Annotated in this window: 14 protein-coding genes; 12 read left to right on the forward strand and 2 right to left on the reverse strand. The window is 62.1% G+C overall.

The features are described from left to right. The first annotated feature begins 83 nt into the window (after window positions 1–83). From leuS to ACRRNM_RS07050, 10 genes are all read left to right on the forward strand, one after another. Complete coding sequence (leuS, locus tag ACRRNM_RS07005; RefSeq protein WP_435628650.1) at window positions 84–2,849, forward strand: leucine--tRNA ligase; 2,766 nt, start codon at window positions 84–86, stop codon at window positions 2,847–2,849. A gap of 69 nt (window positions 2,850–2,918) precedes the next feature. Continuing rightward, complete coding sequence (gene lptE, locus ACRRNM_RS07010) at window positions 2,919–3,404, forward strand: LPS assembly lipoprotein LptE (protein ID WP_435627517.1); 486 nt, start codon at window positions 2,919–2,921, stop codon at window positions 3,402–3,404. A gap of 3 nt (window positions 3,405–3,407) precedes the next feature. Continuing rightward, window positions 3,408–4,409 carry a DNA polymerase III subunit delta gene (gene holA / locus ACRRNM_RS07015; protein WP_435627518.1) on the forward strand — a complete coding sequence of 334 codons (1,002 nt, stop codon included), beginning with the start codon at window positions 3,408–3,410 and terminating at the stop codon, window positions 4,407–4,409. Next, complete coding sequence (gene cutA, locus ACRRNM_RS07020; RefSeq protein ID WP_435627519.1) at window positions 4,406–4,732, forward strand: divalent-cation tolerance protein CutA; 327 nt, start codon at window positions 4,406–4,408, stop codon at window positions 4,730–4,732. Before holA ends, cutA begins: the two co-directional genes overlap by 4 nt. 3 nt (window positions 4,733–4,735) lie before the next feature. Further along, the gene (gene dsbD, locus ACRRNM_RS07025; RefSeq protein ID WP_435627520.1) at window positions 4,736–6,559 is read left to right on the forward strand and encodes a protein-disulfide reductase DsbD; all 1,824 of its coding nucleotides are present in this window, start codon (window positions 4,736–4,738) and stop codon (window positions 6,557–6,559) included. 64 nt (window positions 6,560–6,623) lie between these two features. Next, window positions 6,624–7,061, forward strand: a complete 438-nt coding sequence (gene aroQ / locus ACRRNM_RS07030; RefSeq protein WP_435627521.1) for a type II 3-dehydroquinate dehydratase — start codon at window positions 6,624–6,626, stop codon at window positions 7,059–7,061. Between the two features lie 18 nt (window positions 7,062–7,079). Then, complete coding sequence (gene accB, locus ACRRNM_RS07035) at window positions 7,080–7,532, forward strand: acetyl-CoA carboxylase biotin carboxyl carrier protein (RefSeq protein ID WP_435627522.1); 453 nt, start codon at window positions 7,080–7,082, stop codon at window positions 7,530–7,532. A 51-nt stretch (window positions 7,533–7,583) separates the two neighbouring features. Then, on the forward strand, window positions 7,584–8,939 hold the full coding sequence (accC, locus tag ACRRNM_RS07040; protein ID WP_435627523.1) for an acetyl-CoA carboxylase biotin carboxylase subunit: 1,356 nt from the start codon (window positions 7,584–7,586) through the stop codon (window positions 8,937–8,939). Continuing rightward, window positions 8,940–9,833 carry a 50S ribosomal protein L11 methyltransferase gene (gene prmA / locus ACRRNM_RS07045; RefSeq protein ID WP_435627524.1) on the forward strand — a complete coding sequence of 298 codons (894 nt, stop codon included), beginning with the start codon at window positions 8,940–8,942 and terminating at the stop codon, window positions 9,831–9,833. Between the two features lies 1 nt (window position 9,834). After that, entirely contained in the window at window positions 9,835–10,800 is a 966-nt protein-coding gene (locus ACRRNM_RS07050) for a zinc-ribbon and DUF3426 domain-containing protein (protein WP_435627525.1), read from the forward strand. A gap of 146 nt (window positions 10,801–10,946) precedes the next feature. Here the strand turns inward: ACRRNM_RS07050 and plsY are convergent, their stop codons facing one another. Beyond that, a complete protein-coding gene (plsY, locus tag ACRRNM_RS07055; protein WP_435627526.1) occupies window positions 10,947–11,546 on the reverse strand; it encodes a glycerol-3-phosphate 1-O-acyltransferase PlsY in 600 nt (199 codons plus the stop codon). 77 nt (window positions 11,547–11,623) lie between these two features. Between plsY and folB the strand changes: the two genes are divergently transcribed. Next, a complete protein-coding gene (gene folB, locus ACRRNM_RS07060; RefSeq protein ID WP_435627527.1) occupies window positions 11,624–11,977 on the forward strand; it encodes a dihydroneopterin aldolase in 354 nt (117 codons plus the stop codon). Between the two features lie 56 nt (window positions 11,978–12,033). Further along, window positions 12,034–12,654, forward strand: coding sequence for a hypothetical protein (locus ACRRNM_RS07065; protein ID WP_435627528.1), 621 nt, complete (start codon window positions 12,034–12,036; stop codon window positions 12,652–12,654). Between the two features lie 142 nt (window positions 12,655–12,796). Here ACRRNM_RS07065 and ACRRNM_RS07070 read toward each other — a convergent pair whose 3' ends face one another. Next, window positions 12,797–13,783 (reverse strand): IS110 family transposase, encoded by a 987-nt coding sequence (locus tag ACRRNM_RS07070; RefSeq protein ID WP_435627529.1) that lies wholly within the window; start codon window positions 13,781–13,783, stop codon window positions 12,797–12,799. Between the last annotated feature and the right edge of the window lie 377 nt (window positions 13,784–14,160).

The following is a 14,160-nucleotide window of genomic DNA, read 5'->3' on the forward strand; positions in this document are numbered from 1 at the left end:
CAGTACCCGGTTAACCCGAGCACGGCAAAGGGGATATCGCTATAATGCCGCATTCAAAAAAACAAACTGCGGCCCGCAAAATCATGCACCCCAACTACAATCCGGCATCCATCGAGCAACAGGCGCAACAACACTGGGAGGACCGCCAGGCGTTCCGCGCTACGGAACAATCCGGCAAACCCAAGTACTATTGTCTGTCGATGTTCCCCTACCCTTCCGGCAAGCTGCACATGGGCCATGTGCGCAACTACACCATCGGCGACGTATTGAGCCGCTACCACCGCATGAAGGGCTACAACGTGATGCAGCCGATGGGCTGGGATGCGTTCGGCCTGCCCGCCGAAAATGCCGCGCTGGCCAACAATGTGCCGCCCGCCGCCTGGACCTATTCCAACATCGGGCACATGAAGCAGCAACTCAAGTCGCTCGGGCTCGGCATCGACTGGTCGCGCGAGGTGACCACCTGCAAGCCGGAGTATTACCGCTGGGAGCAGTGGCTGTTCACGCGCCTGTTCGAGAAGGGCCTTATCTACAAGAAGACCGCCTCGGTGAACTGGGATCCGGTAGACCAGACCGTGCTGGCCAACGAGCAGGTCATCGACGGCTGCGGCTGGCGCTCCGGCGCGCCGGTGGAGAAGCGCGACATCCCGATGTACTTCTTCCGCATCACCGAATACGCCGATGAGTTGCTGCAGGGGCTGGACCAGCTGCCCGGCTGGCCGGAGCAGGTCAAGACCATGCAGGCCAACTGGATCGGCAAGAGCCACGGCTGCGAGATCCATTTCCCCTACGACATGGAGAGCATAGGCTCGGGCGGCATGCTCAGGGTCTATACCACGCGCCCCGATACGCTGCTGGGCGTAACTTACGTGGCAGTGGCAGCGGAACATCCGCTGGCGCAGCGCGCGGCGAAACTGTCCGAAAAACACGAACTTTCCGACTTCATCGCATCGTGCCTGCGCGGCGGCACGGCCGAAGCCGATCTGGCGACGATGGAAAAGAGGGGCATGGACACCGGCCTGTTCGTCAAACACCCGGTCACCGGCGAAAAACTGCCGGTATGGATCGCCAATTATGTGCTGATGGGCTACGGCGAGGGCGCAGTGATGGCGGTCCCGGCGCACGACGAGCGCGATTTCGAATTCGCCGAGAAATACGGCCTGCCCGTCAAGCATGTCATTGCCAGCCCGGAGTTGCTGGGCAAGTGGAACAAGCTGGAAGCGCAGTTCAAGGCGGACGGCTGTGAACTTGACCAGGAAGACCTCGACGCGATGGGGATGCTCGCCTATCTGAGCGGTGCGCTGATGGATATTCCAAAGCCATCGGAAGCCCTCATCGAGGCAGTCCACGAATTTGCCGGGCAACTGGAAGTCGAGTCGCCGTACACGGAATACGGCACACTGGTCTGTTCCGGAAAATACAACGGCCTGACGTTCCAGGAAGCGTTCGAGGCGATTTCCGCCTACCTGCTGACCAGGGGCCTCGGCCAGAAGCGCAGCCAGTTCCGCCTGCGCGACTGGGGCATTTCGCGGCAGCGCTACTGGGGCTGCCCGATCCCGATCGTCCATTGTTTCACCTGCGGCGACGTGCCGGTACCTGACGAACAGTTGCCCGTGGTGCTGCCCGAGAACGTGGTGCCGGACGGGGCGGGCTCGCCGCTGGCGAAGATGCAGGATTTCTACATGACTCCCTGCCCGAAATGCGGCAAGGCGGCGAAGCGCGAGACCGACACGATGGACACCTTCGTCGAATCGAGTTGGTACTACGCGCGCTACGCGAGCCCGGATTGCGACACCGGCATGGTGGACAAGGCCGCCGCGCAGCACTGGCTGCCGGTGGACCAGTACATCGGCGGCATCGAGCACGCCATCCTGCACCTGCTGTATGCGCGCTTCTTCCACAAGCTGATGCGCGACGAAGGCCTGGTGCAGGGCGACGAGCCCTTCGCCAACCTGCTGACACAGGGCATGGTGATCGCGCCGACCTTCTACCGCGAGGATGCCGCAGGCAAAAAACAGTGGATTAACCCGGCCGAGGTGGAAGTCCAAACCGACGAGCGCGGCCGCCCGCTCGGCGCGACGCTCAAGGCCGACGGCCAGCCGGTCTTCATCGGCGGCACCGAGAAGATGTCCAAGTCGAAGAACAACGGCGTCGACCCGCAGGCCATCATCGACGAGTACGGCGCCGATACCGCACGCCTGTTCATGATGTTCGCCTCGCCGCCGGAGCAGTCGCTGGAATGGTCGGACGCCGGCGTGGAGGGCGCGTTCCGCTTCCTCAAGCGCGTGTGGAAAGCCACCCACGATCACGTCGCACCGGGTGTGGTGGCGGCTTACCGGAGCGGCGAATTGAGCGTTGCCGCGAAAGCCCTGCGCCTGCAACTGCACCAGACCATCGCCAAGGTGGACGACGACATGGGGCGGCGCAAGACCTTCAACACCGCCATCGCGGCGAACATGGAACTGCTCAACGCGCTGGGAAAGTTCGACGAGCAGCCCCCCGTCGCGCGCCATGTGACGCAGGAAGTGCTGGAAGGCATCGTGCTGATGCTGAGCCCGATCGTGCCACATCTCTGCCAAGCCTTGTGGTCCGAACTGCGCCCCGGCAGCGACCTGCTGGATCAGCCTTTCCCCAAGGCCGATGCCGGCGCCCTGGTGCAGGACGAAATCGAAATCGTGATCCAGGTGAACGGCAAGCTGCGCGGCAGCCTGACGGTGGCCAAAACCGCCGACAAGGCGGAACTGGAACGGCTGGCGCTTGCCCATCCTGCCGTCGAAAAACAACTGGCGGGCGCGACACCGAAGAAGATCGTGGTCGTGCCGGGCCGATTGATCAACGTTGTGATGTAGGGCGGCAGCACCAGGAACCTTCCACCCGCTGCAAATTTTTTCCGGTTCACCCGGCTTGGGAATATGGCTATGCGCACCTTATTGCTGTTGACTGCCTTGTTGCTCACCGCCTGCGGTTTCCATCTGCGCGGCCATGCCGGGATGCCGTTCGACACGCTGTACCTGGATGCGACCAACTCCGGCACGCCCTTCATCGCCGAGCTGCGCCGCAACCTGGAAACCAACAAGGTAAAGCTGGTGGGCAGCGCCGAGCAGGCCGACGTGGTGCTCAACATCGTCCTGGAAATTCCGGAGAAGCAGATCCTGACGCTGGGCGGCAGCGGACGCGTGACCGAATTCCAGTTGCGCTACCGCGTCTCCCTGCGCGCCTATGACCTCAAGGGGAACGACTGGGTCCCCGCCGAGGAAATCATCCTGCGCCGCGATTTTACCTATGACGACGCCAAGATTCTCGCCAAGGAGTCCGAGGAAGTCATGCTCTACCAGAGCATGCGCTCCGACATGGTCCAGCAGATCGTGCGCCGCCTGAGCCGCGCCAAACCGCAGCCGCAATAGACCATGCCGATCGCCGCCGAAGAACTGCCGCGCCACCTCGCCTCCGGCCTCAAGCCGCTGTATGTGGTGTACGGGGACGCGCTGCTGCTGGCGGTCGAGGCGGCCGACAGCATCCGCGCGGCGGCGCGCGCGGCGGGCTACAGCGAGCGCGAGACCTTCATCGCCGAGCAGCATTTCAAATGGAGCGAACTGAAGAACAGCGCGCAGAGCCTGTCGCTGTTCGCCGAGCGCAAGATCATCGACTTGCGCATCCCGTCCGGCAAGCCCGGCACCGAAGGCGGGCAGGCCTTGCAGGACTATGTCGCCAACCCGAGCCCCGACATACTGACGCTGATTACCCTGCCCAAGCTGGACTGGAGCGCGCAGAAGAGCCAATGGTTCGACGCGCTGGAACGGCACGGCGTGATGGTTACGGCCGACGACATTCCTCGCCCGGCGCTGCCGCGCTGGATCGCCGCGCGCCTGAAGCGCCAGGAACAGAGCGCCGACGAGCCCACGCTGGAATTTCTCGCCGATCGCTGCGAGGGCAACCTGCTCGCGGCATTCCAGGAAATCCAGAAGCTTGCGCTGCTGTTCCCAGCCGGGCCGCTGCCTTTCGAGCAGGTCAGGGATGCGGTGATGGACGTGGCGCGCTATGACATCTTCAAGCTCTCCGAAGCCATGCTGAACGGCAACGCGGAACGTTTCGCGCGCATCCTCGACGGGCTGCGCGCCGAGGGAACCGCCACCGTGCTGGTGCTCTGGGCCGTCAGCGAAGACATCCGCACGCTGGGCAAGGTGCTGCAGGCCGTGCAGCGCGGCGGCAACCTCGGCAATGCCCTGCGCGACCTGCGGGTGCGCAAGGACAGACAGCCCCTGATCGAGCATGCGGCGCGCCGCCTGAAATTCCCGCATATCGAACGCGCCCTGCAGCAGGCCGCGCGGCTGGACAAGACCATCAAGGGGCTGCGCCAGGGCGATGTGTGGGACGAATTGCTGCAACTCGGATTGCGCTTCGCGAAATGAACGAGATGCTGCTGGTCATCACCAACCTGCCCGATGCGGAAACTGCCGCAAGGCTCGCGAGGCGACTCATCGAGGAACGCGCGGCGGCCTGCGTAAACCAGCTCGCACCCTGCACCTCGACCTATCGCTGGGAGGGCGACATCGAGACCTCCGCCGAGGTGCCGCTACTGATCAAGACCACGCGCACCGCCTATCCGCGCCTCGAGCAACTGATCCGCGCGGCGCACCCCTACGAACTTCCCGAAATCATCGCTGTCCCCATAACAACCGGCCTGCCCGCCTATCTGGACTGGGTGAGCCGCGAAATTGCCCTCAAGGAATGATCCATGCGTTTCGTACTAGTGCTGCTGTCATGTTTAATGGTTACCGCCGCGAATGCGGGCCTGCTGGATCGATTGGGCGGCGGCAAGCAGCCCAGTTTCCTGCCACCTGACCAGGCTTTCGGCCTGCAGGTCACGGTGCGTGACGCGCATACCCTGCAAGCCGACCTCAGCGTAACGCCGGGCTACTATTTATACCGCGACAAGATCAAGTTCGAGATTCAGGAGGGCCCGGTCAAAATCCAGGCGGTGAGCCTGCCGAGAGGCGAGATGAAACAGGACCCCTCCTTCGGCAACACCGAAGTGTTCCATCGCTCGATCCAGGCCGCGATCACCCTGAACCGCCCGGGCAATGCCGCCGGCATCACCCTGAACGCCACCTACATGGGGTGCAGCGAAGATGGGCTGTGCTACCCGCCGATCAAGAAGGCGATCCGGCTCGACCTGCCCGACGCCAAGACCGGCTCGCGCCCTGCCCCGGCGATGACCGAAGCGCCGCCGCCCTCTGCCATCGCGCCGCTGCCGCCCGCGCCCGCCAGCGAAAACGCCCAGATCGCCAAACTTTTCAAGGGCGGCAGTTTCTGGCTGATCGTCTCCTTCTTCTTCGGCGCGGGGCTGCTGCTCGCCCTGACCCCCTGCGTGTTCCCGATGATCCCCATCCTGTCCGGCATCATCGTCGGGCGCGGCCACAAGATAACCAAGATGCACGCCTTCATCCTGTCGCTGGCCTATGTGCTGGGCATGGCGATCACCTACGCCGCCGCGGGCGTCGCCGCCGGCTTTTCCGGACACCTGATCTCCAACGCGCTGCAGACACCCTGGGTGCTGGGTAGCTTCTCCGCACTGTTCGTGCTGCTGTCACTGTCCATGTTCGGTTTCTACGAGCTGCAACTGCCTTCGGCACTGCAGAGCAAGCTGACCGACACCAGCAACCGCCTGCACGGCGGGCACCTGTCCGGCGTATTCGCGATGGGCGCGCTGTCCGCCGTCATCATGGGGCCGTGCGTCGCAGCACCCTTGGCCGGCGCGCTGCTCTACATCGGCCAGACGCACGATGCCGTGCTGGGCGGGGTCGCCCTGTTTGCGCTGGCGCTGGGCATGGGGGCGCCGCTGCTGCTGATCGGCGCCTCGGCGGGCGTATTGCTGCCCAAGGCCGGCGCGTGGATGGAGTCGGTCAAGAAATTCTTCGGCGTGATGCTGCTGGCGCTGGCGATCTGGATCGTCCAGCCGCTGCTGCCAATCGGTGCGCAGATGCTGCTGTGGGCGGCGCTGCTGATCTTCTGCGGGATATACCTGCGCGTGCTGGATCCCCTGCCGCACAACGCCAGCGGCTGGCACAGGCTGTTCAAGGGCGTCGGCCTGATCGCCCTGCTGCTCGGCGTGGCCTACCTGATCGGCGCGCTGTCCGGCGCGCGCGACCTGCTGCGTCCGCTCGGCAACCTCGGCCGCGCCGAAGCACAGGCCCCCGCCACCCTGCAATTCTCCCGCGTCACGGATGCCGCAGACCTCGACCGGCGCCTCGCCCAGGCGCGCGGACAGACAGTAATGCTGGATTTCTACGCCGACTGGTGCATCTCCTGCAAGGAAATGGAGCGCTTCACCTTCGCCGATGCCGCGGTGCAGGCCAAACTCAAGCCGGTGCTGCTGCTGCAGGCAGACGTGACCGCCAACAGCGAAGCCGACCAGGCCCTGCTCAAACGCTTCGGCCTGTACGGCCCGCCCGCCATCCTGTTCTTCGACAAGGAGGGCAGGGAAATGGGCGATTTTCGCGTGACCGGCTACCAGGACGCCGCGCGCTTCCTGCAATCGCTACAAGCCACTGGAATCTAAGGTTTTTAGATTATCTCCGTCAAACTACTGGACAATTCCACCCAATTTACGGCAAACTGAGCACATGAAGAACATCCTTGTGCTGCATGGACCCAACCTGAACCTGCTCGGCAGCCGCGAGCCCGATGTATATGGGCGCGTCACGTTAGACGAAATTAACGAACTTTTAACGAAGTTAGCTGGCACGAAGGGCGCAAACCTGTTCTGTTTCCAGAGCAACTCGGAAGCGGCGCTGGTGGAACGGGTGCAGCAGGCGCGCACCGACGGCACGCAGTTCATCGTCATCAATCCTGCTGCATATACCCATACCAGTGTGGCCCTGCGCGATGCGCTGGCAGCAGTGGGTCTGCCGTTCATCGAAGTACACCTGTCCAACGTGTTCGCGCGCGAGGCGTTCCGCAAGGAGTCGTTTTTCTCGGATATCGCCGTGGGCGTCATCAGCGGCCTGGGCGCGGCGGGCTATGAATACGCAGTGCAGCATGCACTGAACCATAAAAACTAGAGTTTTAAGGAGGGCATCATGGATTTACGCAAGCTCAAGACACTGATTGAGCTGGTCGAAGGTTCCGGCATTGCCGAACTGGAAATCAGCGAAGGCGAAGAACGCGTACGCATCACGCGCACCGTGGCCGCTGCGCCGCAACAAACCTATGCGCCGGCACCGCAACCCGTAGCCGCAGCCGTTGCGCCACAACCCGCCGCTCCGGCGGCGGAGCCCGCCAAGCCCGCTGCCCCCGAAGGCCATGTGGTGAAATCGCCGATGGTCGGCACCTTCTACCGTTCCGCCTCGCCCGGCTCAAAACCCTTCGTGGACGTCGGTCAGAGCGTGAGCAACGGCGACACCCTGTGCATCATCGAGGCGATGAAGCTGCTCAACGAGATCGATGCCGACCAGGCCGGGGTCATCAAGGCCATTCTGGTCGAGAATGGACAGCCGGTCGAATTCGGCCAGCCTTTGTTCGTCATCGGCTAATTCAGCCCTCTGGCGCGGCTGCGCGCCAGACCAAAAGCCCGGAGTATCGAAATGTTCGAGAAAATATTGATCGCTAACCGCGGTGAAATCGCCCTTCGTATTCAGCGCGCCTGCCGCGAACTGGGCATCAAAACCGTCGTGGTGCATTCCGAGGCGGATGCCGACGCCAAGTACGTGAAGCTGGCCGACGAATCGGTATGCATCGGCCCGGCGCCTTCCAACCAGAGCTACCTGAACATCCCGGCCATCATCAGCGCGGCAGAAGTCACCGATGCGCAGGCCATCCATCCCGGCTACGGCTTCCTGTCGGAGAACGCCGATTTTTCCGAGCGCGTCGAAAAATGCGGCTTCGTGTTCATCGGCCCGCGCGCCGAAACCATTCGCCTGATGGGCGACAAGGTTTCCGCCAAGAGTGCGATGAAGAAGGCTGGCGTGCCCTGTGTGCCGGGCGTGGACGGCGCATTGCCGGACAATCCCGCCGAAATAATCAAGATCGCGCGCAGCATCGGCTACCCGGTCATCATCAAGGCGTCGGGCGGCGGCGGCGGACGCGGCATGCGCGTGGTGCACACCGAGGCCGCGCTGCTCAATGCGGTCACCATGACCAAGACCGAGGCGCAGGCTGCCTTCAACAACCCCATGGTGTACATGGAGAAATTCCTGGAGAACCCGCGCCATATCGAATTCCAGGTGCTGGCCGACCAGCACGGCAACGCGGTTTACCTCGGCGAGCGCGACTGCTCGATGCAGCGCCGCCACCAGAAGGTCATCGAGGAAGCCCCGGCGCCGCTGCTCAACCAGCGCCTGCGCAACAAGATCGGCGAGCGCTGCGCCGAAGCCTGCCGCAAGATCGGCTACCGCGGCGCGGGCACCTTCGAGTTCCTGTACGAGAACGGCGAGTTCTTCTTCATCGAGATGAATACCCGCGTGCAGGTCGAGCACCCCGTCACCGAGATGATCACCGGCATCGACATCGTGCAGCAGCAGATCCGCATCGCCGCCGGGGAAAAGCTGTCGTTCAAGCAGCGCGACATCCAGTTCCGCGGGCACGCCGTCGAGTGCCGCATCAACGCCGAGCACCCCTATAAATTTACCCCCTCGCCAGGACGCATCACCTCCTGGCACGCGCCGGGCGGCCCCGGCATCCGCGTGGACTCGCACGCCTACAACAACTACTTCGTGCCGCCGAATTACGACTCGATGATCGGCAAGATCATCGCCTACGGCGACACACGCGAGCAGGCGTTTGCGCGGATGCGCACCGCCCTGTCCGAGATGTGGGTGGAAGGCATCGACACCAACATCCCCTTGCATCGCGAGCTGCTGCAGGACAGCGCCTTCAATCGCGGCGGGACCAGCATTCACTACCTGGAAGAGCGGCTCGCCGAACGCACCAAGGGCAAGTAAATGCCCTGGCTGACCCTCACCGTTGACACCGACGCGCAACATGCCGAAGCATTGAGCGAGGCACTGCTGGAACTCGGCGCGCTGTCGGTGGACTTGCTGGACGCCGATGCCGGCACGCCGGACGAGCAGGCGATCTTCGGCGAGCCCGGCGAGGCGCCGCCCGGCGTGTGGCAGCACAACCGCGTCAGCGCCCTGTTCGACGATGACCGCGACGTGCCGGCGATCCTGCGCGAGGCCACAAACAAAATCGGCCTGAAAGACCTCCCCGAACACCGCATCGAAACGCTGGCCGACAACGATTGGGTGCGCCTCACCCAGTCGCAGTTCGAGCCGATCCGCATCTCGGCGCGGCTGTGGATCGTGCCGACCTGGCATGAGCCGAGTGACCCCGCCGCCGTCAACATCGTGCTCGACCCCGGCCTCGCGTTCGGCACCGGCAGCCACCCCACCACGCGGCTGTGCCTGCGCTGGCTGGATGACAACCTCAAGGGCGGCGAGTCGGTGCTGGACTACGGCTGCGGCTCGGGCATCCTCGCGATCGCCGCGCTCAAGCTGGGGGCTGCACGCGCCGTCGGCGTTGATGTAGACTCGCAGGCAGTGATCGCCAGCCGCGACAACGCCGCTGCCAACCGCGTGGAGAACGTGAAATTCTATTTGCCCGGCGAGGCGCCGCAAGGCAGCTACGACCTGGTGGTCGCGAACATCCTGACCAACCCGCTGCGCATGCTCGCCCCGCTGCTGGCGAATGCGGCGCGGCAAGGCGGACAGATCGTGCTGTCCGGCATCCTCGAGGAGCAGGCGCAAGACGTGATGAACATCTACCGGCAATGGTTCGACCTGAACGCCCCGATTTTCGAGGAGGGCTGGGCGTGCCTGTCGGGACGGAAACGCTGACATGAGCGGAACGACCCTCTGCCCGCACTGCAACACCCGCTTCAAGATTGCCGCCGAGCAGCTGGAGGCGCATCAAGGCATGGTGCGCTGCGGGAATTGCCTGCAGGCCTTCGATGCCCGCCCCGGCTTCATCCCCGCCCAGCCGAATCCGCAGCTCGAACTGCCGATGCTGAACGAGCCGGCCGAACCGGAATTGCCTGCTGCCGAAGCCCTGCCGTCCGCCGACATCGCGGCGGCCATCGAGGAAGCCGCGCCCGCCGCAGACACCGTCCTGATCGACGCGATTTCCTCCACCGAAGAAGAAGCTGCACCAGCCGAAGCGCTGGAAATTCCGCAGAGCGAACTGCTGGATTTCCACCAGCCCGTCGTCGAAGCTGAGGCCGAGGCATCACCTGTTACCGAGGAGGCTGCCGCGCCTACGCTGGCCGAACAGGTCGCCATCGTGCAAGATGAAGTGGAAGAAGAGAAGCCCGCTCCCGCCGCATACCGCCGCTGGCCCTGGGCGGTGGCCGCATCGCTGCTGTCGCTGGTGCTGTTCGCGCAGGCCGCGTATTTCTACCGCGTCGAGCTCGCCGCGCGCCTGCCCGGCCTGAAACCCGCGTTGATCGGCTACTGCAGGCTGCTCGGATGCAGCGTGCCGCTGCCGCAGAATACCGACCTGATGAGCATCGAGTCTTCCGACCTCGAGGCCGATCCCGAGCATGTCAACCAGATCACCCTGAACGCCCTGCTGCGCAACCGCGCGTCATACGCGCAGGCCTACCCCAACCTGGAACTCACGCTCAACGATACCCAGGACAAGCCGCTCGCGCGCCGTATCTTCAAACCCAGGGATTATCTGCCGCCGCAGGAAAACGAACAGACCGGGCTGCTGCCCAATCGCGAAGTCTCCGTCAAACTTTACCTCTATACCGCCGACCTCAGGCCGACGGGTTATCGTCTGGTGCTGCATTACCCTCAGCAGTAGCTCAGAAGCTGCCTTAAAAATTTGCGAGGAGGGATGGATGCAAGGCGCACGGAGCGCAGCAACCGGAATGTACACAGAAGTGCATGAGGATTGCGAGTACCGCGCAACGCCGCAGGCGCCCTCCGCAGCAATTTTGAAGGCAGCTTTCAGCGCTTGCCGATGCGCGATTCCTTGCCCGCGAGCAGATTGCGGATATTGTTCTTGTGCCGCCAGATCAGCAGCAGCGACATGATGCCGGAGGCGACCACCCACTCGTCGGGCAAGCCCAGCATCAGCGCATAGACCGGCGCGCCGGCCGCGGCGGTCAACGCCGCGAGCGATGAGATGCGGAACAGCATCGCCACCGCGAGCCAGGTCACCAGCGCACCCAATCCCAGCCAGACATTCAGCGCCAGCAGCACGCCCAGCGCCGTCGCCACTCCCTTGCCGCCCTGAAAGCGCAGGAACACCGGGAAGATGTGGCCGAGAAACACCGCGAGCGCCACCAGCGCGATGAGCAGCGCGCCCTGTTTGTCCTGCGGCGCGAACTGCATCGCCGCGAACACCGCGAGCCAGCCCTTGGCCGCATCGCCCAGCAGCGTCAGCACCGCGGCCGCCTTCTTGCCGCTGCGCAGCACGTTGGTCGCGCCCGGATTGCCGGAGCCGTAACTGCGCGGGTCGGGCAGGCCGAACGCCTTGCTCATCAGCACCGCAAACGAAATCGAGCCCAGCAGGTAGGCGGCAACTACAAAAATCAGGTTCGTCATCTGAAATACCTTAAAATGTGAACGGCGGATTCTACTTGAATCACCCCGAGCAACCAAACCAGCGAACTCTTTACCTGATGGACATCATCTTCCTGCGCGAACTCAAGGTCGAAACCCTCATCGGCGTCTACGAATGGGAGAAGCGCGTGCCGCAGACCCTGCAGATCGACCTCGACATCGCGCTGCCCGACAGCCGCGCCTGCCAGACCGACGACATCGACGACGCGCTGGACTACTCGAAAGTCGCGCAGCACATCCAGACCGTCCTGGGCGAGGGTCATTTCTCCCTGCTGGAAACCCTGGCCGAACATATCGCGCAGATCATCCTCAAGGACTTCAAAGCACCTTGGGTCAAGGTCAGCGTTGCCAAGCTGCAGGCGATCAGGAATTGCAGGATGGTGGGGGTGAGTATTGAGCGAGGGGTTAAATAATGCCGTTTGAAACACCAACTCCTTAGCTGTTTGTTTGGGTACTGATTACATCAAACATGACCGCAAAAAACAGAAAGCCATTTGCCATACGAGCACACTGGACTCCAGGTGGCTGGTATAACGAGACGTATAGCTTTCATAAATATGCTGTGCAACAGCTAAAAGAGCTCGAATTATTAGTACAACAAGGAAATTCTCTGCACCCCCTTCCGTTAGGGCAAGCACTAAAACAACCCAATGCACCTCCAGAGCTTTGGGAGCTTGCTAGCCGTCAGAAATTCGTTTCTGATTCGATACGTATCTATGCTGCCATGGCAGTAGAAGGCTTCCTCAATTTTTATGGCGTTGTCCGGCTCGGAGAAGAAGAGTTTACCTGCCACTTTGAGAAACTTGGCCTCATTCCAAAACTACGGCTACTCTTACTCATTTGCGATTCGATCTCAATCAGTAACACAGACCCTTTGGTGAAGCCCCTGGAACACATTGCCGCATCTCGGAACTCCTTAGTACATCCAAAGGCTAGGGAGATTCGCTTTGACCTTCCAGAGCAATCCCTAAACAACGTAAGAATTCCTGATGCCGCACGCGAAATCATTACGGATATGAATGTATTTTTCCACGAGTTTTTAGCTTTAGTACCAGACGCTTCACATCTACTCCCTAATAACGACGAATAAACCCGCGTAGGGCGCATTAGCCGCAAGGCGTAAGGCCGTATGTATCAAACAATCATCCGGCGGGTTACGCTTTGCTAACCCGCCCTACAAAACCTGCTTTTCATTTCCCCTGAGCGCCGCCGAGTAGATACCGTCTTCCTCGTCAACTGATTTTTGCATAGTCATGGCGATAGGGTTGACGGGTTTTGAGGACGCCGTAGCACAGATGCACCAGTTTGCGCATAGCGGCGCCGAGCGCGGACATCTTGGATTTACCTCTGGCGAGCAGGCGTTCGTAGATTGCTTTGACGTGTGGGTTGCAACGTATTGCCACGACAGCCGCCATGTACAGCACAGCGCGTATTCTGGCAGGTCCCGCCTTGGAGAGTCTCGATCGCCCCAATATCGAACTTCCCGACTGCCGTTCTATGGGAACCAGGCCAAGATAGGCCGCAAGCTGTTCGGCTGAGCCGAAGTTATGGCTGTGCATGACCGCCAGCAGATTGTTTCCAACCTGCGGCCCCACCGCAGGGATGCTCTGGAGCAGTGACAGGTCTTTCTTGAGTCCCGGATGATGATCGATATGTTGATCAATGTCCTGCTGCAATTGCGCGAGTTGCCCGGACAGGAATGCAATGCTGTCGGAGATGGATTGCTGTATCAGTGCTGGAGTGTCCGTGGCATCGGCTTTCTCCCGCCGGTTGCGCTCGCGTTGCAGGTCTTGGGCAATGGCATCGCGCCGCGTAATCAGCGCCTGCAATATCCGCGCCTCTGGCGCAGGCGGCACCCAAGCTGCAGGCTTGAGCAAGGCGCCATAGCGAGCCAAGACAAAGCTATCTACCCCGTCCGTCTTGGTGCGCACCGCCAGCCCACGCCCGAAGTCCTTGACCTGCGCCGGATTGACAATGGAAACCGCTACACCCGCATCAGCCAGCGCCAGCGCGGCCTGCTCGTGGTAAACCCCCGTTCCTTCCATGACCACATGCAACTCTGCTAGGGAAACGTGTTGCTTTACGACCCAAGCCAGCAAATCAGCAATGCCGGACTTGCTGTTACTGATCACCTTGGCCTTGCGCTTGCCAATGGCATCATCCAGCAACAGGCAACAATCCAGCTTGGCCTTGGCGACATCCATACCGAGATAAAACATGATGACCTCCGTTACAATGGTGCCAACTTCGCCCACTTGCCTTGTGCATTCAGGGTTTGCCCCTTGGCTACCGTTCAGTGTCTTTGCTGGCGATGTGGTGAAGCAGAGGGCTTAATCTACTCGACAAGGTCAGGCCTTAGCGCAGACTTCAAGCTGCCTCTGCTTCGGGTGGTGGTAGCTAACCACCACAATGGGGAAGATACAAGCGCAGGCTGGTCAGGGGTAGTCCGACGAATATGTTTGAGCACGTGGCCGCGCAGCGGATCGTGCGAGTTTATGAGGAGGCCTGACCGGCTGAGCAACGCAGGGAACCGCGCAGCGGCGGCAAACCGGGGTCGCCTTCTTTTCTAGCCGTTCCGCAAAGGTGTGTAAAGTGA

This window comes from Ferrigenium straubiae, assembly GCF_051257895.1.
In the GTDB taxonomy this organism is placed as follows: Bacteria; Pseudomonadota; Gammaproteobacteria; order Burkholderiales; family Gallionellaceae; genus Gallionella; species Gallionella straubiae.

Excerpts from the sequence above, each read along its gene's own strand:
- leuS (WP_435628650.1), top strand. The coding sequence starts at position 84 with ATGCACCCCAACTACAATCCGGCATCCATCGAGCAACAGGCGCAACAA.
- lptE (WP_435627517.1), top strand. The coding sequence starts at position 2,919 with ATGCGCACCTTATTGCTGTTGACTGCCTTGTTGCTCACCGCCTGCGGT.
- holA (WP_435627518.1), top strand. The coding sequence starts at position 3,408 with ATGCCGATCGCCGCCGAAGAACTGCCGCGCCACCTCGCCTCCGGCCTC.
- cutA (WP_435627519.1), top strand. The coding sequence starts at position 4,406 with ATGAACGAGATGCTGCTGGTCATCACCAACCTGCCCGATGCGGAAACT.
- dsbD (WP_435627520.1), top strand. The coding sequence starts at position 4,736 with ATGCGTTTCGTACTAGTGCTGCTGTCATGTTTAATGGTTACCGCCGCG.
- aroQ (WP_435627521.1), top strand. The coding sequence starts at position 6,624 with ATGAAGAACATCCTTGTGCTGCATGGACCCAACCTGAACCTGCTCGGC.
- accB (WP_435627522.1), top strand. The coding sequence starts at position 7,080 with ATGGATTTACGCAAGCTCAAGACACTGATTGAGCTGGTCGAAGGTTCC.
- accC (WP_435627523.1), top strand. The coding sequence starts at position 7,584 with ATGTTCGAGAAAATATTGATCGCTAACCGCGGTGAAATCGCCCTTCGT.
- prmA (WP_435627524.1), top strand. The coding sequence starts at position 8,940 with ATGCCCTGGCTGACCCTCACCGTTGACACCGACGCGCAACATGCCGAA.
- ACRRNM_RS07050 (WP_435627525.1), top strand. The coding sequence starts at position 9,835 with ATGAGCGGAACGACCCTCTGCCCGCACTGCAACACCCGCTTCAAGATT.
- plsY (WP_435627526.1), bottom strand. The coding sequence starts at position 11,546 with ATGACGAACCTGATTTTTGTAGTTGCCGCCTACCTGCTGGGCTCGATT.
- folB (WP_435627527.1), top strand. The coding sequence starts at position 11,624 with ATGGACATCATCTTCCTGCGCGAACTCAAGGTCGAAACCCTCATCGGC.
- ACRRNM_RS07065 (WP_435627528.1), top strand. The coding sequence starts at position 12,034 with ATGACCGCAAAAAACAGAAAGCCATTTGCCATACGAGCACACTGGACT.
- ACRRNM_RS07070 (WP_435627529.1), bottom strand. The coding sequence starts at position 13,783 with ATGTTTTATCTCGGTATGGATGTCGCCAAGGCCAAGCTGGATTGTTGC.